16 protein-coding genes and 1 pseudogene are annotated in these 19,572 nt (G+C 73.1%); 10 read left to right on the top strand and 7 right to left on the bottom strand.

Annotated elements, in window-relative coordinates:
* Positions 1-184 precede the first annotated feature (184 nt).
* Positions 185-1,228, bottom strand: a complete 1,044-nt coding sequence (locus OOK38_RS01070; RefSeq protein ID WP_266763972.1) for an alpha/beta fold hydrolase — start codon at positions 1,226-1,228, stop codon at positions 185-187.
* A gap of 253 nt (positions 1,229-1,481) precedes the next feature.
* Between OOK38_RS01070 and OOK38_RS01075 the strand changes: the two genes are divergently transcribed.
* Complete coding sequence (locus OOK38_RS01075; RefSeq protein WP_266763971.1) at positions 1,482-1,718, top strand: hypothetical protein; 237 nt, start codon at positions 1,482-1,484, stop codon at positions 1,716-1,718.
* 238 nt (positions 1,719-1,956) lie between these two features.
* On the opposite strand, the gene OOK38_RS01080 is transcribed toward OOK38_RS01075, so the two are convergent.
* The 4 genes from OOK38_RS01080 to OOK38_RS01095 form a co-directional block, all read right to left on the bottom strand.
* Entirely contained in the window at positions 1,957-2,256 is a 300-nt protein-coding gene (locus OOK38_RS01080) for a hypothetical protein (RefSeq protein WP_266848014.1), read from the bottom strand.
* 274 nt (positions 2,257-2,530) lie between these two features.
* Positions 2,531-3,280 (bottom strand): GNAT family N-acetyltransferase, encoded by a 750-nt coding sequence (locus OOK38_RS01085; protein ID WP_266765941.1) that lies wholly within the window; start codon positions 3,278-3,280, stop codon positions 2,531-2,533.
* A 99-nt stretch (positions 3,281-3,379) separates the two neighbouring features.
* Positions 3,380-4,093: a 4'-phosphopantetheinyl transferase gene (locus OOK38_RS01090; RefSeq protein ID WP_266763969.1), complete on the bottom strand. Its 714-nt coding sequence runs from the start codon at positions 4,091-4,093 to the stop codon at positions 3,380-3,382.
* The gene (locus OOK38_RS01095) at positions 4,041-4,949 is read right to left on the bottom strand and encodes a metallophosphoesterase (RefSeq protein WP_266763968.1); all 909 of its coding nucleotides are present in this window, start codon (positions 4,947-4,949) and stop codon (positions 4,041-4,043) included. Before OOK38_RS01095 ends, OOK38_RS01090 begins: the two co-directional genes overlap by 53 nt.
* Positions 4,950-5,205: 256 nt before the next feature.
* On the opposite strand from OOK38_RS01095, the gene OOK38_RS01100 reads away from it, so the two are divergent.
* From OOK38_RS01100 to OOK38_RS01110, 3 genes are all read left to right on the top strand, one after another.
* Positions 5,206-6,411 carry an ATP-grasp domain-containing protein gene (locus OOK38_RS01100; protein ID WP_266763967.1) on the top strand — a complete coding sequence of 402 codons (1,206 nt, stop codon included), beginning with the start codon at positions 5,206-5,208 and terminating at the stop codon, positions 6,409-6,411.
* A 145-nt stretch (positions 6,412-6,556) separates the two neighbouring features.
* The gene (locus OOK38_RS01105) at positions 6,557-8,242 is read left to right on the top strand and encodes a carbohydrate binding domain-containing protein (protein WP_266763966.1); all 1,686 of its coding nucleotides are present in this window, start codon (positions 6,557-6,559) and stop codon (positions 8,240-8,242) included.
* A 113-nt stretch (positions 8,243-8,355) separates the two neighbouring features.
* Positions 8,356-9,450 carry a D-cysteine desulfhydrase family protein gene (locus OOK38_RS01110; protein WP_266763965.1) on the top strand — a complete coding sequence of 365 codons (1,095 nt, stop codon included), beginning with the start codon at positions 8,356-8,358 and terminating at the stop codon, positions 9,448-9,450.
* A 52-nt stretch (positions 9,451-9,502) separates the two neighbouring features.
* Here the strand turns inward: OOK38_RS01110 and OOK38_RS01115 are convergent, their stop codons facing one another.
* Positions 9,503-10,840, bottom strand: a complete 1,338-nt coding sequence (locus OOK38_RS01115) for a 6-phospho-beta-glucosidase (RefSeq protein ID WP_266763964.1) — start codon at positions 10,838-10,840, stop codon at positions 9,503-9,505.
* A 164-nt stretch (positions 10,841-11,004) separates the two neighbouring features.
* On the opposite strand from OOK38_RS01115, the pseudogene OOK38_RS01120 reads away from it, so the two are divergent.
* From OOK38_RS01120 to OOK38_RS01145, 6 genes and pseudogenes are all read left to right on the top strand, one after another.
* A pseudogene (locus OOK38_RS01120) lies at positions 11,005-11,205 on the top strand (hypothetical protein); the annotation flags it as partial.
* 95 nt (positions 11,206-11,300) lie between these two features.
* On the top strand, positions 11,301-11,468 hold the full coding sequence (locus OOK38_RS01125; RefSeq protein WP_266763963.1) for a hypothetical protein: 168 nt from the start codon (positions 11,301-11,303) through the stop codon (positions 11,466-11,468).
* Entirely contained in the window at positions 11,465-12,232 is a 768-nt protein-coding gene (locus OOK38_RS01130; protein ID WP_266763962.1) for an IclR family transcriptional regulator, read from the top strand. The genes OOK38_RS01125 and OOK38_RS01130 overlap by 4 nt, the downstream gene beginning before the upstream one ends.
* A 242-nt stretch (positions 12,233-12,474) precedes the next feature.
* Positions 12,475-13,749, top strand: coding sequence for a sensor histidine kinase (locus tag OOK38_RS01135; RefSeq protein WP_266763961.1), 1,275 nt, complete (start codon positions 12,475-12,477; stop codon positions 13,747-13,749).
* The gene (locus tag OOK38_RS01140; RefSeq protein ID WP_266763960.1) at positions 13,746-14,414 is read left to right on the top strand and encodes a response regulator transcription factor; all 669 of its coding nucleotides are present in this window, start codon (positions 13,746-13,748) and stop codon (positions 14,412-14,414) included. Before OOK38_RS01135 ends, OOK38_RS01140 begins: the two co-directional genes overlap by 4 nt.
* Before the next feature lie 136 nt (positions 14,415-14,550).
* Positions 14,551-16,671: an MMPL family transporter gene (locus OOK38_RS01145; RefSeq protein WP_266763959.1), complete on the top strand. Its 2,121-nt coding sequence runs from the start codon at positions 14,551-14,553 to the stop codon at positions 16,669-16,671.
* Between the two features lie 175 nt (positions 16,672-16,846).
* Here the strand turns inward: OOK38_RS01145 and OOK38_RS01150 are convergent, their stop codons facing one another.
* Complete coding sequence (locus OOK38_RS01150; RefSeq protein WP_266763958.1) at positions 16,847-19,555, bottom strand: FAD/NAD(P)-binding protein; 2,709 nt, start codon at positions 19,553-19,555, stop codon at positions 16,847-16,849.
* Positions 19,556-19,572 lie beyond the last annotated feature (17 nt).

Consider the following 19,572-nt stretch of genomic DNA (forward strand, 5'->3'; position numbering starts at 1 on the left):
CGACGACGGGGTCAGGGGCGACACCGGGTGCCCGGCACGGCACCCGGCGCGGCACCCGGGGCGGCACCCGGGGCGGCACCCGGGGCGGCACCCGGGGCGGCACCCGGGGCGGCACCCGGGGCGGCACCCGGGGCGGGCAGGCCGCCGGGGCGGCGTCTGCCCGGCCGCCCTCGGAACCACCGCCTCAGGTCGCGCTGCGTTCGCTCGCCTCGCGCAGATCCTTCTCCACCGCGCGGTTCTGGACGGTGTCCGGTTGCCCGGCCGCCGTACCCGGGCGTCCGGCGCGCAGCAGCCCCCGCCAGCGCTCGCGGCTCCAGTCGGCCGCGTTGGTGGTGGTCGTGAACTCCTCGACCAGGGCGAGGAAGCGCGCGGGATCGCTGTGGAAGGGGAAGTGACCGGCCCCCTCGAAGATCTCTAGGCGGCTGCCCGGCATGGCCTCGTGGGCCCCGTGGGCGTGCCGCACCGGAACCACGCTGTCCCGGTCGCCCCAGAGCAGCATGGTGGGCATGCCCTCGGTGAGGTAGCAGCGGTCGAGCATGGTGACCGCCTGGCCGCGCCAGTCGACCACCGCCCGCAGGGTCCGGATGAACGCGCTGCGGGAGGTCGCGTCGGGCAGCGCGTCGACGAGGTTCACCAACTCCGGCGCGTCCTGGGCGAGATCGGTGTCGAGCAGACGCATCAGACGCAGGAAGAGGCCCACTTGGAGGCCCATGCCGGGCAGTCGCAGCGCGGAGAGCATCAGATGGGCACCCGGCAGCGACACGGCGCGCAGGACGGGGTTGACCTCGCCCCCGACACCGCCCGCGCTGACCAGGATCAGCCGCTCGGTGCGCTCGGGGAACTGGTACGCGAACTGCATCGCCACTCCCCCGCCCAGCGAATGCCCCACCAGGGTGGCGGACTCGATGTCGAGCGTGGACAGCAGATCACGCACGCCGTTGGCGTAGGCGGCCACCGAATAGTCGGCGCGCGGTTTGTCCGAGGCGCCGTGGCCGAGCAGGTCGGGCGCGATCACGGTGTGGGTGCGGGCGAGGTCGGGGATCAGCTCCGCCCAGGTCGCCGAGGAGTCGCCTATGCCGTGGATCAGGACGAGCGCCGGGCCCTCACCGGCCATCCGGTAGGCGCGCCGGTAACCGTGCACGACGCGGTGGTGCAGCCGCAGTTCCCCGTCACCGACGGAACGCAGCCGCGGGGTGCGCCGCGGATGGCGGGACTGTAAGTCGACCACGGGCAGACCTCCCGTTCCCTGGCCGCCGCGAAGGCGGCTCCCGAGCCGCCGGAACGACGGCTCCGGGGCCGTCCGGTAGGCGGCCCCAGCTCTCGTCACCAGCGTAGGGCCCCTGTCCCACAAGGGATTTCCGTGATGTTTCGCCTCCGCTAAGCGGGCGAACCTCCCCGCACCGAAACCGGATTGTCAGTGGTGGACGGCAAGCTGGGGTCAGGACCAGTGTCACGACAAGCCAACCGGGGAGAGCCGTCCGATGCCGACCGCCGTACTGACCGAACACGAACGCGCCGCCGTGCAGGCCTACCTCCGCCTCCTCCAGACGGTACGAGCGGCATTCGACGGCCCGCCGGACGGGTCCCGACCACCCATGGTGCCGCCCGCCGTACTCGCCGAGGCGGAGCGAGCCCTGGCGGCGGCCGGCCTCGCGGGCAACGAGGAGTCGTTCTTCGAACTGCTGCACTCGTGGTGCCCGGAACCGGGCTGGGCGTGAGACACGGACGTCCGGGTCCCGCCTCCGTGCGGCCGATGCCGACGACCGGAACGCCACCGTGATCGCGGACACCGCCTGCCGGGCGGCCGGGTACGGCGAAGCCCCCGGGTTCGAGCTGCCGGGGGTCTTCGTCGTCCGGGCGGATGGAGTCGGGCGGGTGGAGTCGGGCGGAGTCGGGCGGAGTCGGGCGGGCAGTCGATCCCGTCGTGGCCGCGGGGCCGTGACGGCGCGCCGGGCCCTACGCGGCGCCGTTGACGTCGGGGGCGACGAAGCGCCGGTGGAGCGGGCTGAAGCTCGTCTCGGGTTCGCCGGCCATGCCCGCCTTCTGGATCGCGGGGGCGAGCCGCTCGGCGAAGAAGGCCTCGAACGCCTGCTGGGATTCCCAGACGTCGATCACATGCAGGCCCTGGGCGTCGAACCAGGCCACGTGCATCTGGCCACCGGCCGCCGGGACCTGCTCCCAGTCGACCGCGTCCCGCACCGTGTCGTACTGCTCCGGCGTGACTCCCGCCCAGTGCATCGACATCACCATCGCCATGTCCAGCCCCTTACCGCTCGTAGTGGTGTACGCCGTACTCGGACCAGCCAACATCCACCCGCTGCCGCGCACATCTCCACGGCGGCCAATGGTGTCCCCCTGCCGGTGCCGGGCATCGGGATCGTTCCACCCGACGAGCGGTGCCGGACAGAGCGTGCGGAGGCACACCGGAGCCCGCGGAACGCCTCGTACGCGCGGTGCGCCTCTCCGCGCCGGGTTCGCCGTCGCCGACGCATGTTTCCCGCGAAGCGGTCCGGATCAGAAGCGGTCCGGATCAGGAGTCTCCCGGTGTCCAGATCCAGGGCGTGGCCGTGGTCGCGGCCCGGAAGCCAAGGCGTCGGAGGGTCGGGGCGCTTTCCTCGGACGCGTCGACGTGCAGATACTCGACTCCCCGGGCCACCGCGAGCCGGGCTCGGGCCGCGATCAGCGCCCGGTAGATTCCGCGGCCTCGCCAGGCCGGCACCGTCGTACCGCCCCGGAGCCCGGCGAAGGCGGTGCCGGGACTGAGGACCAGCCACGCGGCGGAGACGACCTGGCCGTCGGCCTCGGCGACGAGGACGGCGATGTCGTCCGGTGCCGCCGCGATCTGCCCGTTCAGGAATCCGTGGAGCGGGCGCCAGTCCATGCCCCACACGCTGGACTCCATCACCGCGATCCGCCGGATGTCGGCGTCCTCGGCGACACGGCGCAGTGCGACGCCTGCCGGGACCACCGGCTCTCTCGCCGTGTCGGCCGCATGTCCGATCAGCACCGTCTCCGGCTTCCCCGGGACGAATCCGGCGGCTCGGAGGCGGTCCGTGAGGTCCGCCGGCCTGTCATGGGCGCGGGTCTTCCACTCGACCGCCTCGCCCCGCGCGGCGAAGTAGTCGCGCTGCCGGACGATCAGCCGGTCCAGGCCGGCACCGCTCGGTCCGAGGTCGCGCGGGGCGATGACGAAACCGCGGAAGTGTCCGACCACACGCAGGAGCGGTCCGTCCTTCTCACATCTGACTCCGGCCGGGAGCGTCGGGAGCACTCCTCGCATCTGCGCGTCGTACGCGGCCAGCAGCGTGTCGATGTCCTCCGTCACGCCATCGAGGGTACGCAACCGTCAACTCGGTTGCTCCAGTGGCCTGTTCAGGCGTCAGGCCCGGACCGTCGGGCTCTGCCGCCCGTGCGGGACCGTGACCGTCGTCGCGACCAGCCCCCGCTGGACGGTCCAGCGTCCGTCGAAGGACGGGACGGGACTGCCGTCCACCACGGGCCCCGGTACGAGGAGTCGGGCGTGGAAGGTTCCCGAGAGGTCGGGGGTGGCGGGTGTCGGGCCCACGGAGATGTCGATGTCCGCCTCGGAGAAGTCGAGCCACTTGCCGGTGAGCGGGAACCACGCCTTGTAGACCGACTCCTTGGCGCTGAACAGGAGCCGGTCCCAGTGGACGTCCGGTGTCCGGGCGCCGAGGCGGTCCAGGCGGCCCGTCTCGCTGGGCAGGGCGACGGCGGCCAGGACGTCCTCCGGAAGTGCCAGGTGGGGTTCGGCATCGATGCCGAGGGAGGCCAGATCGGTGGCACGGGCGAGCGCGGCGGCGGCGTAGCCGTCGCAGTGCGTCATGCTGCCGATGAGGCCCGCGGGCCACTGCGGGGCTCCGCGCTCGCCCGGCAGCACGGGGCCCGGGGCCACGCCCAGCTTCTCCATGGCACGCCGGGCGCAGGCACGCACGGTGGCGAACTCGCGGCGCCGCTTCTCCACGGCGCGCGTCACGATCACCCGCTCCTCGGGGTACAGGTTCGCGACCGCGGTCTCGTCGTCACCGTGGCTCTCCACCGTGACGACCGACTCCGGAAGCAGCTCCTCCATCACCGGCTTTGACCTCCATCGGCAGAATGCGGCGCAGCGTTCCGGGCGGCCCCGGTCGCTTACGCCATTCTCGGGGATAGCCCACCGACACCTCTTCGAACCGGACACCGTCGTGCCAGGTGGTCCGGGGGATGTGCAGATGTCCGTAGACCATGGCCTCGACCCGGAACCTGCGGTGCCAGTCGGCGGTCGCCCGGGTGCCGCACCACATGGCGAACTCGGGGTAGCGCAGGATGTCCGTCGGGTGACGGTCCAGCGGGTAGTGGTTGACCGGGACGGTCGGCAGGTCGTCGGGGAGTTCGGCGAGTCGGCGTTCGGTCTCGACGACCCGGGCCCGGCACCAGGCCTCGCGGCTCGGGTAGGGGTCGGGGTGGAGCAGGTGCTCGTCCGTGCAGACGACGCCGGTGCCGTGGGCGTAGGCCAGCCCCTCGTCCTTGGTGGCGCAGCCCTGCGGCAGGAACGAGTAGTCGTAGAGCAGGAAGAGCGGCGCGACGACGGCGGGACCGCCCGGTCCGTTCCAGACGGGGTAGGGGTCCTCCGGGGTCGTGACGCCCAACTCCCGGCACAGAGCGACCAGATGCTCGTAGCGGGCGACACCGCGCAGCTGGACGGGGTCCTTGGGATGGGTCCACAGCTCGTGGTTGCCGGGCACCCAGACGACCTTGCGGAAGCGGCCGCTGAGCGTCTCCAGGGTCCACCTGATGTCATCGACGATCTCACCGATGTCGCCGGCCACCAGGAGCCAGTCGTCGTCCGACTCGGGTCGCATCCTCTCGACCAGCGCGCGGTTCTCGGCGTAGCCGATGTGCAGATCGCTGATGGCCAGCAGGTTCCCGTCGCCGCCGTCTGTCGGCCGCACGCGCCACCCCCGTAGAAAGCGAATGTCAACACAAGAACACACCCGCCCGGCGCCGGACAAGGAGGCCCTCCGGCCGGCACATGGGTGAATCCGTAACATGCCCGTAGCAGCACGGGGGTCCCGCGCCCCCTATGATCGCCCCAACACCACCGCCCCGAATCCGCTTTGGCGTACGGCGGCGCTTGGTGCACCTCCCCTACCCCTGGCCGGGCCCGGCCTGCTCCGCCGTGCCCGCGAACCGTGAAAGGTGGCTTGCATGGGCTCTCGCGTACGCGTCTGGCTCAACCGCACGTACGCGGAGAACGTGTTCTTCATGGATCAGCTGCGAAGTAATCCGCAGCATCGCGCGGTCGAGATCCATGCCACCCACGGCGACGCCGACTCTCCCGTACTGGCCGCCGCCGACACCGCCGAGATGGAGCCGGAGGGCCTGTCACCGCGAGCCTATGTCGAGTACGCCCTCGACATGTGCGCACGGCGCTCCGTCGACGTCTTCGTGCCGGTCCTGCACCAGGCGGCGATCGTCGCGCAGCGCGCCGAGTTCGCGGCGCTCGGTACGGCTCTGCTGGCACCGCCCTCGGAGGCGGTCGCGGTCTTCCACGACAAGGCCACCGCGTACCAGGCCGTCGAGGCCGTGGGTGTTCCGGTGCCTCCCTGGTGGCGGGTGCGCACGGAGGACGAGCTGGTCGCGGCGGTGGAGCTGCTGGAGGCCGCGGGTCAGCGGGCCTGCTTCAAGCCCGCGGCGGGAGCGGGCGGGGTTGGCTTCCGGGTGATCACCCGCACTCCCTTCTCGCTCATGCACCTCAACGGGTTCCCGAGCCCGTACGTTCCGCTGGACCTGGTCGTGGAGGCGCTGCGCGCCGCCGACGAGCCCGTCGACTGGCTGGTCATGCCGCACCTCGGACAGCCGGAGGTGTCGGTGGACTGCCTCACCGGCCCGGACGGCCGGGTCCGCATGGCGATCGGCCGCACCAAGAACGGGCGGCGCCGCGGATTCACCCTCGACGCCGCCTGGATCGAACCCGCCACGCTGCTCGCGGAGGCGTTCGGGCTGCACTATCTGTCGAACATCCAGTTCCGGATGTACGGCGACGAGCCGGTTCTGATGGACGTGAACACCCGTCCGGCGGGCGGACTGCACCAGCTCTCCCAATGCGGGGTCAACGCCCCTTGGTCCGCAGTACAGTTGGCGCTGGGCGAGGAGACGGGCGAGGTGGTCCCGCCGTTCCTCGGTCAGGACTACACGGTGGTCTCGGGGCCGCGTCCGGTGCGTCCGGTGTCGCTGCCGCAGCAGCGGACCGAGGTGCCGGTACCGACGCTGTCCGAGGTGCCCGTACCGACACTCCCCGCGGTGCCCGCGCAGGCCACGGAGCCCGCGGCGTCCTCCCCGGTGGACGCGACCGCCTCCACCGCTTCGGCCCAGGCCACCACGTCCGCCTCGGCGGCCATCGCGCCCGCCTGACCCTCCGGGCCCTCCACGCCGCCCTCCGCCTCTACCGGTCTGGACCAATTCCCGCTCAGCGTCTTGACAGCGGGATTGGTCCATACCAACTTGGTTGCGCACCTCTCTGCACTCCCGAACACCCCCATTTCCCCAGGGAGATCGCGTGCGCATCACACAGCTCAGACGTTCCAGACATCGCTTCCTCGCCCTGCTCGGCACGGCCGCGCTGGCCCTCGCCGGGGCGGTCGCCCTGCCGGGTACGGCCCAGGCGGCGAACATCCTGTCCAACCCCGGCTTCGAGACGGGCAGCCTGTCCCCCTGGTCCTGCTCCGGCAACCTGGGCTCGATCGTCTCCAGCCCCGTACACGGCGGCTCCAAAGCCCTTGCGGGGGCGGTGAGTTCGAGCGACAACGCGCAGTGCACCCAGACCGTCTCGGTCCAGCCGAACACGACGTACAGCCTCTCTGGCTGGGTCCGCGGCAGCTACGTCTACCTCGGCGTGGACGGCGGTGCCTCGACCTGGACGACGTCCCCGTCGGCGTACAGCCGGCTGAGCGTGGCCTTCACCACCGGTGCCTCGCAGACCAGCGCCAAGATCTATGTGCACGGCTGGTACGCGCAGGGCACCTACTACGCCGACGACGTCAGCCTGGACGGTCCCGGCGGCGGTGGCTCCGACAGCCAGGCGCCGACCACGCCCACCAACCTGACCTCCACCGGCAAGACCTCCTCCAGCGTGTCGCTCTCGTGGGGCGCGTCGAGCGACAACGTCGGCGTCAGCGGGTACGACGTCTACAGCGGTTCCAACCAGGTGCTGACCGTGTCGGGCACGAGTGCCACGGTCAGCGGGCTGTCCCCGAGCACCGCCTACTCGTTCACCGTGAAGGCGCGGGACGCGGCCGGTAACACCTCCGCGGCCTCCAACTCCGTGAGCGTCACGACGAGCGCGGGCGGCGGTGGCGGCACCGGCTTCAAGCAGGCCGCTCCCTACCTGTTCGAGGGCTGGGGAGACCCCCCGAACCCGACCACGGTGATGAACGCGACCGGGATCAAGTGGTTCACGATGGCGTTCGTGCTCGACTCGGGCGGCTGCAACCCCGCCTGGGACGGCAGCCGGGCGCTGGCCGGCGGCGTCGACCAGACGGCCATCAACCAGATCCGTTCCGCGGGCGGTGACATCGTCCCGTCGTTCGGTGGCTGGCAGGGCAGCAAGCTCGGCGCCAACTGCTCCTCGGCGAGCGCGCTCGCCGGCGCTCTGCAGAAGGTGATCGACGCCTACAGCCTCAAGGCCATCGACATGGACATCGAGAACACCGACGAGTTCGAGAACGAGGCCGTCCAGGCGAGGATCCTGACCGCGCTGAAGACCGTCAAGGCCAACAACCCCGGCCTGAAGACGATCGTCACCTTCGGCACCTCGACGACCGGCCCGACCTACTACGGCAACCGGCTCATCGAGCAGGCGCAGTCCCTGAACGCCAACATCGACGTCTTCACCATCATGCCGTTCGACTTCGGCGGCGGCTCCGACATGTACGGCAACACGGTCAACGCCACCGAGGGGCTGAAGGCCAAACTGAAGTCGACCTTCGGCTGGGACGACGCCACGGCCTACTCCCACATCGGCATCTCCGGCATGAACGGCCTGTCCGACCAGCAGGAGAACACCACCCCGGCGATCTGGACCCAGATCCGTGACTGGGCCAACGGCCATCACATCGCCCGGCTCGCCTACTGGGCGGTCAACCGCGACCGGCCCTGCCCCGGCGGCGGCGTGGTGAGCAACTGCTCCGGCATCAGCCAGAGCACCTGGCAGTTCACGTCGATCACGGCCGGCTTCACGGGCTGAGACGACGGCGGAACAGCGCGGCGGGCCGCCCCGGCGGCCCGCCGTGTCACGTTCCCCGCACGATCCACCGCGTTACGCTCCCCGGACGACCGGCGTCAGCAGAAAGGCCCGCGGTGACCAGCACCCGCTCCGGAGCGAACATCCCGCCCCGCGCCCTTCTGGGCAGTTGGCCCACTCCCCTCGAACCGGCCCCGCGGCTCGCCCGTGCGCTCGGGCTCGGCCCCGACGACCTGTGGATCAAACGCGACGACCTCACCGGCCTGGGCGGCGGCGGCAACAAGATCCGCAAGCTGGAGTGGACCTGCGGCGCGGCGCTGGCGGACGGTGCCACCGTGCTGGTGACCACCGGCGCACCGCAGAGCAACCACGCCCGTCTGACGGCGGCCGCGGGAGCCCGGCTGGGCCTGAGGACCGTCCTCGTCCTCGCCGGTGGGCCCGCGGCGCCGGACGCCGGTGAGCCCGGCGCCGACCCGGCCGGGGCACGGCCACCGGGTTCACCCGCGAAAACCCCGTCCACCCCGCCCGCCTCCGGCAATCTCGCCCTCGACGGCCTCTTCGGCGCCCAGGTCGTCTGGGCGGGCGACCGCGAGTACCTCGACGCCATGGCGGCGCGCACGGTCGAGGAGCTACGGGCGCGGGGAGAGGTACCGGCACTCGTCCCGTTCGGCGGGTCCAGCGCGCTCGGCGCCCGCGGCTACACAGAATGCGCCCGTGAACTCCTCGACCAGGCACCGGACTTGACGAACGTGGTCGTCGCGCTCGGCTCGGGCGGGACGATGGCCGGGCTCGTCGCCGGGCTGGGCGCCGCGCGTGTCCTCGGCGTCCACGTCGGTGCCGTCACCGATCCCGCCCGGGTCGTCGCGGAGCTGGTCTCGGAGCTGTCCGGCACACCCTGCGACCCGCGCTCGCTGCGCGTGCGCCGCGACCAGGTCGGAGCGGGCTACGCCACGCTGACCGAGCCGGTCATGAGTGCCCTGACCCTCGCCGCGCGCGCCGAGGGCATCGCCCTCGACCCGATCTACACCGGGCGCGCGATGGCCGGCCTGGTCGCGGCCGTCGAGGACGGCGACATCACCCCGGGACAGCGCACCGTCTTCCTGCACACCGGCGGGCTGCCCGGCTTCTTCGGCCACCCCGCGGCGGTCGCCCGCGCGGAGGCCGAACTGCTCGGCCCTCCGGACAGCCCCCTTCCCGCTCCGGCTCCCTGACCACCCCCGACTCCCGGGACAAGTACGGGGCGGACGTCTCCTCGGCCGATGTCTACTTCAGGTACGCCAGGCCGGGGTGCACGGCCGTGTATCCCTCGACCAGGGCACGCGCCACGTTCACGGAGTCGACGAGCGGGTGGAGCGCGAAGGCCTTCACCGCGGTCGTACGGGACCCCGACTCGGCGGCGGAGAGCACCTCCCGCTCCACCGCCTTGACCGCGCACACCAGCCCGGCGGCGTGGCCGGGCAGCGGGTCGACGGTGACGGGGTGCGCGCCGTTGGCGTCGACCAGGCAGGGCACCTCGATGACGGCCTCGCCGTCGAGGACGCTCAGCGTGCCGCGGTTGCGGACGTTGAGGATCAGGGTGGTGCGTTCGTCGCGGGCGATGGCCCGCATGAGGGCGAGCGCCACCTTCTCGTAGCCGCCGGAGAGATCGTCGGCGTCGCGCTCCCCGGCACCGGCCGCGTCCCGGTTCTCCGCCATGTACGTGGCCTCGCGCTCGGCGCGGGTGCGGTCCCAGGCGGTCAGGGCCGCGGCGTCCGGGCTCTTCATCTCGTCGTAGAACCGGGCCTGTTGGTCGCGCAGGAACGCGCCGCGCGTCTTGTCGGCCTCCTGGTAGGCGCGGACGGTCTCGCGGTTGAAGTAGTAGTAGTGCAGGTACTCGTTCGGGACGGCGCCCAGCGACCGGAGCCACTCCGGGCCGAACAGCTTGCCCTCCTCGAAGGAACCGAGCAGGCCGGGGTCGGCGAGCAGCCGCGGGAGCTCGTCGCGGCCCGCGACGCGCAGGCCCCGCACCCAGCCGAGGTGGTTGAGCCCGACGTAGTCGATCCACGCCTCGCGCGGGTCCGCGCCGAGGACCTTGGCGATCCGGCGCCCGAGGCCGACCGGCGAGTCGCAGATGCCGATCACACGGTCACCGAGGTGGCGCGACATCGCCTCGGTGACCAGGCCTGCCGGGTTCGTGAAATTGATGACCCAGGCGTCCGGCGCGAGCCGGGCCACCCGCCGCGCGATGTCCACGGCGACGGGCACCGTGCGCAGGCCGTAGGCGATACCGCCGGCGCCGACCGTCTCCTGGCCGAGGACGCCCTGGTCGAGGGCGACGCGCTCGTCCGCCGCGCGACCCTCCAGGCCGCCGACGCGGATCGCGGAGAAGACGAAGTCGGCGCCGCGCAGGGCCTCGTCGAGGTCGGTCGTGACGGTCACCTCCGGCGCGTCGGGGTCCCCCGCCGCCTGCTCGGCCAGGACGCGGGCCACGGCGGAGAGCCGTCCGGCGTCCAGGTCGTGCAGCACGACCCTGGTGACGCGGCCCTCGGCGCGGTCGCCGAGGAGCGCCCCGTACACGAGGGGGACGCGGAATCCACCGCCGCCCAGAATGGTCAGCCTCACGCGAGTACCACCTTTGCAGTTCGTGCGGGACGCGGGTCGCGCGGCGAGGGATCACGCCGCGGCCACCGGGACGCCCGCGTCGTCCGGGGACCAGCGTGTCACCACGTCCACCGGCTCGTTCGTCTCCACCCCACGAGTGTCGGTCCCGCACACCCTCGCCACCCCTCTCCAGCCTGTTCGCCCTGCCGCGGCGCAGCCTGTGTACGGACGGGACGTACGAGGCGGAGGGCGTCGACTACGAAACGGCGGGCGGGACGCTGCGTGCCGAGGTTGGTCGGACCCGTCGGCCCGGCCAGCGCAGCCAGCGCAGCCAGCGCAGCCAGCGCAGCCAGCGCAGCCAGCGCAGCCAGCGCAGCCAGCAATAGTCGTTGACGTCACTGGTTGTCGCTGTCCGGGTCCTACGGCATGCTGAGGCCGTAGGACCGCACCGCCCCGGCCGGGGCCCGGCCCCAGGGAGCCCGTGATCGCAGGTCGGCCGAGCGCCGCGGAACACCCCCGAGGAACCGTCCGCGTCGACGCCCGGGAGCCGTGGACGCACGGCCTGCACGCGGACACCGGCTGTCCGCCGGACCGGCTGGGCCTGTGCTCGGGACAGCTGGTCATCGCGGACGCCGAACTCGACTCATGACCGCCCTGTCCGCTCCCGGCCGCCTCCTCGCCGTGCTCGCCGCCTTCGACCACGAGCACACGGCACTGTCCCTGACGGACATCAGCCGTCGGGCGGGACTCAGCCTCACCACCGCCCACCGGCTCGTGGCCGCGCTCACCGAATGGGGCGCGCTGGAGCGGGACGCCGACGGCCTGTACCACGTGGGCCTGCGCCTGTGGGAGATCGCGGCGCTCGCCCCGCGCGGCCTGGCGCTGCGGCAGATCGCCCTGCCGTATCTGGAGGACCTGTACGAAGCGACGCACGAGAACGTGCAGTTGGCGGTCCGCGACGGCGCCGAGGTCGTCTACATCGAGTGGATCTCCGGGCGTTCGTCGGTCGGCGTCCGCATCCAGGTGGGCGCCCGCTGGCCGCTGCACGCCACGGGCGTCGGGCTCGCGCTGCTCGCGCACGCGCGGCCCGCGTTCCAGGACGCCTACTGCGCCGGGCCGTTGACCGCCTTCACGCCGTACACCATCACCGATCCGGCCCTGCTGCGGCGCGTTCTGGCCGAAGTCCGGCACACGGGTGCGGCGGTGAGCAGCCGTCAGGTGACCGACGACGCCCTGTCGGTGGCCGCCGCGGTGCGCGGCACGGAGGGGGCGGTCGTCGCGGCCGTGTCGGTCGTCGTGCCCCGGGCCGACGCGCAGGTACCGGCGTTGGTCCCGGCGGTACGCCTCGCGGCCCGCGGAATCTCACGGGCCCTCGGATGGCGGCCGACGGCCCCGACGGAACCGTACGCCTGACGCCACACTCCACACTCCACACGCCTGACGCGGACGCGGACACGGGACCGGGACCGGCAGAGCACCCGCACCCGCACCGGCACCCGCACCCGCACCCGCACCCGCACCCGTATGAGGCCAACACCCGGACGGGCACGGTCGGGAACCCGCCTTCGGGCGGGACGGGATATCCCTCTCGCCGGTGAGGCGTCCGCGGGACCGGATCGGGATACTGGGACGGCCCTTGTCCAAAGGAGCCGTGTATGCCCGCCCAGTCCTGGTCAGCGTCCGTCGCCTCGCGGTGGCGGACGGCCGTGTCACCCGCCGTGTCCCGATGGCGGCCGATCGTCGCGCGGTTGCGGACGACGCATCCCTACGTCCTCGACACCGCGCTCGCCGCACTCGTGCTGTTCGCCGCCTCGCTCCAGTGGATGTTCCCCGACGAGGGCGACGACCGGCTGTCCTGGCAGGGGTTCCTGCTGGCGGTCGGGACGGCGGCGCCGCTGGTGTGGCGGCGGCGGGCGCCCCTCCTGTCCGCGCTCGCGGTGTCGATCTGCACGCCGGCCATGGCGCTGTACCACGCGCCGCCGCCGAACGTCGCCTACGGCGGGCTGGTCGTGCTCTACACGGTGGCCACGCTCTGCCCGCCCGCGCAGCGCCGCTTCATGCTGGTGACCTGGCTGGTCGGCGCCTCGCTGACGATGACCACCAAGGAGCACGCGCAGCCCTTCGAGTACGCGTTCCACCTCACGAGCTTCCTCAGCGCGTACGCGCTCGGCGTCCTCACCCGCGTACAGCGCGCCTACACGGCGGAGTTGGAGGACCGGGCCCACCGGCTGGAGCGCGAGCGCGCCTCGGACACGGCGCGCGCGAAGACCCAGGAACGCGCGCGGATCGCCCGCGACATGCACGACATCCTGGCCCACGCGGTCAGTCTGATGGTGGTGCAGGCGGAGGCGGGACCCGTGGTCGTGCGCAGTGATCCGGAGCGGGCCGAGGCGGCCTTCGACGCGATCGCGACGAGCGGGCGCGACGCCATGACCCAGCTGCGGCGCATTCTCGGGGTTCTCAAGGAGGACCCGGTGAACGGCGCGTCGGCCCGGTTGCCGCAGCCCGGCATCACCGCGCTCGGTGAACTCGCCGCGCAAGTCGCGGAGTCCACCGGACTGCGGGTCGACCTGCGGACCGCCGGCGAGCGGCGCCCCCTGCACCCGGACACCGAGGTGGCCGCGTACCGGGTGGTGCAGGAGGCCCTCACCAACACCGTGAAGCATGCGTACGCCGCATCGGCACGGATCGAACTCGACTGGACGGAGGACGCGTTGACGCTCACGGTGACGGACGACGGACGGGGGCCGGTGCGTCCGCCCGGCGGACGGGATCTCGGACCCTCGACCGGCGGACACGGGCTGATAGGCATCCGCGAGCGGGCCGCCGCCTGCGGAGGCAGCGCACACGCGGGCCGCGGCCCCGAGGGCGGCTTCCGGGTCACCCTGCGCCTTCCGGCCGCGGCCGACCGGCAGGCGGCCCTCGGGTGAGCATCCGCGTGGTGGTCGCCGACGACCAGGAGCTGGTCCGCAGCGGTTTCAGCATGATCCTGGAGGCCCAGCAGGACATCGAGGTGGTGGCCGAGGCGGGTGACGGCTTCCAGGCGGTGGCCGCCGTACGGGAGCACGCGCCCGATGTGCTGCTCCTCGACATCCGCATGCCGCGCATGGACGGTCTGGAGGCCGCGCGCGTGGTGTGCGCGGAGTCCGGCTGCAAGGTCGTCATGCTGACCACGTTCGACCTCGACGAGTACGTGTACGAGGCGCTGTACGCGGGGGCCAGCGGCTTTCTGCTCAAGGACGTCCGCCGCGACGACCTCGTCCACGCGGTGCGGGTGGTCGCGGCCGGCGACTCGCTGCTCGCGCCGACGGTGACACGCCGGCTGGTCGCGGACATCGTGCGGCGGCGGCTGGCGGAGACCGCCGTCGAGGTCCCGCCCCAGCGGCTGGACGTCCTCACGGCGCGCGAGGAGGAGACCCTGCGGCTGCTCGCCCGCGGGCTGTCCAACGCGGAGATCGCGAAAACCCTGTTCGTGAGCGAGCACACCGTCAAGACGCACGTCAGCAACATGCTGAGCAAGCTCGGCCTGCGGGACCGCGTGCAGGCGGTGATCTGCGCGTACGAGACGGGGCTGGTGACCCCGGGCTCCTCCTAGCGAGTGAGCCGCCGGGGCGCCTCCCTCCTGCGAGGGATTCCCGGAAACCGCTCCCTCCGGCGATCCGGTGACCCCCGGTCCGGTACGACGCTGAGTGGCGTTGTCAGGAACCGCACCAACCGCCGGGAGGCGCACCGTGCTCGCCACGATCTCCCGGGCGGCGACCCGCCGCCCGATCACCGTGATGCTCGTCTGGCTGCTCATGCTGCTGATCGGCTTCGGCCTCGGCACGGGCGTCTTCGGCCGGCTCGTCGACTCGGTGCCCGATGTCCCGGGCACCGAGTCGGAACGCGCCGCCGCCCATCTCGACCGCGTCGACACGAGCGGTGAGTCGATCACCGCCGTCATCGCGGGCACCTCCGTCTCGGACCCCGCGCTGCGGTCCCAGGTCGCGGGGGCGGTCGCGGACCTGCGTACGGTCTCGGGAATCGCCGAGGTGCCCGACCCGTACACCACCCGGGGTCTCACCTCCGAGGACGGCAGGGCGCTCGTCATCCCGGTGACGCTCAAGGGCGACATGAAGTTCCGGGACGAGAAGAGGGCCGTCGACGCGGCGGCCGAGCGCATCAAGCGGATCGACGCGCCCGAAGTCCACGTCAGCGGTGGGCTGCTGCTCGGGCAGCAGATGAGCGGGCGGGCCCAGGAGGACGTGCAGCGGGCCGAGTTGATCTCCCTGCCGGTCGTGCTCGCCCTGCTCCTCGTCGTCTTCGGCGGGCTGCGGGCCGCGAGTCTGCCGCTGGTGATCGCGATCAGCGGAGTCGCGGGCGCGTTCCTGGCGCTGTTCGCCTTCAGCCAGTTCACCGACATCTCGGTGTACGCGATCCAGATCACCACCATGCTGGGACTCGGACTGGCCATCGACTACGCCCTGTTGATGGTGGTCCGCTTCCGGGAGGAGCGGCGCCACACCGACGACGTCGTCGAGGCCGTGCACCGCACCGTGGCCGGAGCCGGACGGACCGTCCTGTTCTCCGGGCTCACCGTGGCCGTCAGTCTCACCGGGCTGCTGGTCTTCCCCAGCCCGTTCCTGCGCAGCATGGGTCTCGCGGTGGCCGCCGTGGTCGTCGTCGACATGCTCGCGGCGATCACCCTGCTGCCCGCCCTGCTGGCCCGCTTCGGGGCGGGGATCGCACCGGCACGCGCGAAGACCGCGGCCGCCGGGGCCGGTCCGGAGACCGAGGGGCGCGTCTTCGCGCGCCTCGCCCGGTTCGCCACCCGCCGTCCGGTCGTCGTCCTCGTGGCCCTCGTCCCGGCCCTGATCGTCCTCGCGCTGCCCGCCGTCGGCATGAAGATCAGCATCGGGGACGCCAAGCAGCTGCCCGCGAGCACCGAGGCACGGCAGTTGTACGACACGCTGGGTGCCCACTTCCCGCCCGGCACCGGGGTGTCTCCGGTGTCCGTGGTGGTGGGTTCCGGCGCCGGTCCCGGCACGGTGGACCGCGTCCGTGGCCTCGTCGGCACGAGTGACGCGCGGGCCCTGCCGGACGGCAGCACGCTGGTGCACCTGCAGCCGACCGGAAGCGTCGACGGGAAGGCGGCGACGGATCTGGTCGAGCGGGTACGGCAGGTACGCGGCGACGAACCCGTCGAGGTGACCGGCGTGGCGGCCCGGCTGGTCGACTTCCGCGCGATGCTCGCCGACCGGGCGCCCTGGGCCGCGGTCACGGTCCTCGCCGGCATCTTCGTCCTGCTCTTCGCCTTCACCGGTTCGGTGCTGATCCCGCTGCGGACGATCGCGACGACGCTGCTCAGTCTGGGGGCCGCGCTCGGCGCGGTGGTCTGGGTCTTCCAGGACGGGCATCTGGCCGGGGTGCTGGGCGCCGAGGGCCTCGGTTCGCTGAGCCTGACCGCTCCGCCGCTGATCATGGCGATCGCCTTCGGACTCGCCATGGACTACGAGCTGTTCATCCTGGCACGGATGCGCGAGACCTGGCTGCGGACCGGCGACCACCAGGAGGCCGTCGTCACCGGGCTGCGCCGTTCGGGCCGGGTCGTCAGCTGCGCGGCCCTGCTTCTCGCCATCGTCTTCGGCGCGTTCATGACCGGCGGCTTCTCGCCCATCCTGCAGATCGGCCTCGGCCTCACGCTCGCGGTCCTGATCGACGCGACCGTCGTCCGCATGCTCCTCGTACCGGCGACGATGGCGCTGCTCGGCAGGCGGGCGTGGTGGGCCCCGGGCGCGCTGCGCAGGGCGCACGACCGGCTCGGCGTGAGCGAGGAGGAGCCGGCGGAGCGGCCCCAGCTGGCCGGCGTCTGACCTCGGTCCCGAGCGGTACCCCTGTCGACGCCGGTCCTCGGACCGCTGGGGCTCCCACCGCTTGGACGCGAGCGGTCCGGCATCCGCCTGCCCCCGACTGCGGATGCCGGACCGCTTCGTCGCGCGCGGACGGCGCTGTCGCGCGACCGAGCGGCGCCCGCCCGCCGCACTCAGCTCAGTTGGGCAGCTCGGCCAGCAGGCGGCTGTCCCGGGGTGAGGGGCCGCGGTCGAGGCGGGAGTCCAGGAGACGGCGGGCCGCCTCGCAGCGGCCCGCCGCGACCAGGGCGTACAGCAGGGTCTCCTCGACGACCTCCCGCTGGGCCGCGCTGCCGCCGACCCGGCCGAGGACCGGGAGGAGCGCGTCCAGGCCCCGGGCGGCTTCGGAGAACCGTTCCTCGACGAGGGCGGCGAAGGCCTCGCAGAGGGGGACGACGACCTCGCGCTGTACGGGGTCGGCGCCGGCGGCGTGGTCGCGGAGCCGGCGCAGCGCCGCGAGATCGCCGACGGCGGTGAGGGCGACCGCGGCGTGCAGCGCGGTGAAGGCGGTCGCGGGCCGTTCCACGATCTCCCGGGCGACGTTGTCGAGGACGTCCGCCGCCGGTACCCGCCCCCGCCAGCTGTCGCTGAGCCGGGCCCGCCACAGCAGCGATCCCGAGTCGACCAGGGCGCGTACACCGGTCACCCGCCCCGGCGCCAGCTGGGCGAACCAGCGTCTGCGGACGGCGGCGGGATCGTCGAGGGCCAGTTCGTGCAGGGCGATGTGCCAGGAGAAGTGGGCCCGGTGGACGGCGCCCCGTCCGTGCCCCGACACCCAGGCGTCGAGCCAGTCGCGGCCGGTCTCGTGGGCCCCTGACTCGTAGTGGACGTGGGCGAGGGCGTGCACGGCGTGTCCGGAGGCCGGCTCGGCGGTCAGCGCGCGGCGGGCCAGTTCGGCGGCCTCGTCGTACCGGCCCTGGTCCTGGCGCAGGAAGGCGAGGAGCGAGGCCGGGAACCAGTGACCGTCGTAGGCGGGCGCGGCGCGCTCGACCAGGTTCAACGCGTAGCCCGTGTCGAGGTCGTTGATGCCGGAGAAGGCGATGGTGGGCACGGCGGCGGCGAGCGCCAGCGCGTCGGCGGGGTACGCGGCGAGGTGCCCGAGCAGGGCCCCCGCGCCGCCGTCCGGGGACTCACCGTGCACGCGGCGGGTCACCACGTCGACGAAGGAGCGCTCACGCTCGTCGGCCCGTTCCCGCGCGCAGCGCTGCGCGTCGGCCAGCGTCCTCGGTACGTCGACGTCGGCGCCGCACTCGTGGCCGAGCAGGGCGAGCGCGGCGTGCCCGAGCGCGAAGCCGGGGTCGAGGGCGACGGCACGGGCGAAGGCGTCCTCGGCACCGGCCCTGACCTTGAGGACCCGTTCGAGGCCGGTGCGATGGGCGGCGGCCGCCTCGGCGTGGGTGGACAGCGCGAGTCCGTGGGCGTCGACCGGCCGGCGGCGCGCGGAGCGCCGCGCGGGTGCCTGGGGTGCGAGCAACTGCTGCGCCAGGTCGGCGGCCTGGACCCGGATTTCGGGGATGGCGGTCGTCTCCCACAGTTCGCCGCGGCGCGGGGCGCCGAGGGTGAACACCGGCAGCCCGGCGGTGCCATCGGCGTCGAGGAGCCTGCCGTCGCGGGTCGCGACGCCCAGACCGAGCGGGCCGGGCACGGCGGCACCCGTGTCGAACAGCGAGCGCCACAGGGGGTCTTCGGGTCGAGGGCCGGGCCCCGTGCAGTCGATCACCCAGCCTGCCGGGATGTCACGGCCGTCGGAGAGCGTGACCCTTACGGAGCCGTCGGGGCGTACCACGGCGTCGGCGATCCTGCCCGTGTGCACCCGCAGCCGCCGGGCCGTACGGGCCCGGGCCACCGACTCGGCCGTCACCGGCGCCATCCGGTGGCGGTGGGTGTTCCACAACGCGCCCTCGCGCTCCAGGAACAGGGCGCGTTCCTCGGGTGTGAGGCTGTGCCACAGGCGAGCGGTGTGCGGGCGCAGACTGTCGAGCGCGGGGCGCCAGTCGCCGTGGGCGCGCACGGCGCGGCCGATGTGGCGGTAGACGGTCCGGCGCAGCGTGGACAGCGTCGGCGCGTCGAGCCCTTCGGGTGCGGCCATCTCGGCGGCGGGGCTCAGCGCGTGCGGCTGCGGCAGCAGGCCGGTGCGGGAGAGCGCGTGCACGGTGCGTCCGGGCCGGTCGAGGCTGAGCGCCAGGTCGACCGCGGTGAGCCCGGTGCCCACCAGCAGGACGTCGGCGTTCGCGCGTCCGCTCGCGCGGGCGGCCGGCTCGGCGAGGGGTCCGTCGAGGGCGCCGGGCGCCCAGGGGGACCCGATGAACCGTTCGGAGGTACGGAGTCCGGGCGGGACCCGGTCGCCGGGCGGGGCCGCCGGTCCGGTGGCGAGGACCGCGCTGTGGGCCGACAGGCGCTCCCCGTCGGCGAGCCGAAGCTCCAGCCCGCCGCCCGGGGCGGGGATGCAGCCCTCCGCCCTGGTCCGCAGCCGGTGTACGGCGACGGTGCCGTGGGCGTGGACGATCGCCTGGGCCAGGGTGTCGGCGAGGTAGGCGCCGTAGCGGTATCGGGTGGCGAAGTCGGTTCCCCTGACGGTGGGTTCGCCGTGCCGGCACAGCCAGCGGGTGAAGTGTCCTGGGTCGTCGGGGTAGCAACTCATGCCGCCGGCGGGCACGTTCAGCCGGTGCCGGGGATCGGGGGTGGCGTACGCGGTGCCGCGTCCGGCTTCGGGGGCCGGATCGACCAGGACGAGTTCGAGGGGGGTGCGGCGCCGGGTCGCCGTCTCGCACAACTGCACGGCGGTGAGCGTGCCGGCCGCACCCGCTCCGACGATCGCCACGGTGTGCCGCTCACGGGCTGGATTCACGGATGCCTCCGGCGGGG

Source organism: Streptomyces sp. NBC_00568 (genome assembly GCF_026341855.1).
GTDB lineage: Bacteria > Actinomycetota > Actinomycetes > Streptomycetales > Streptomycetaceae > Streptomyces.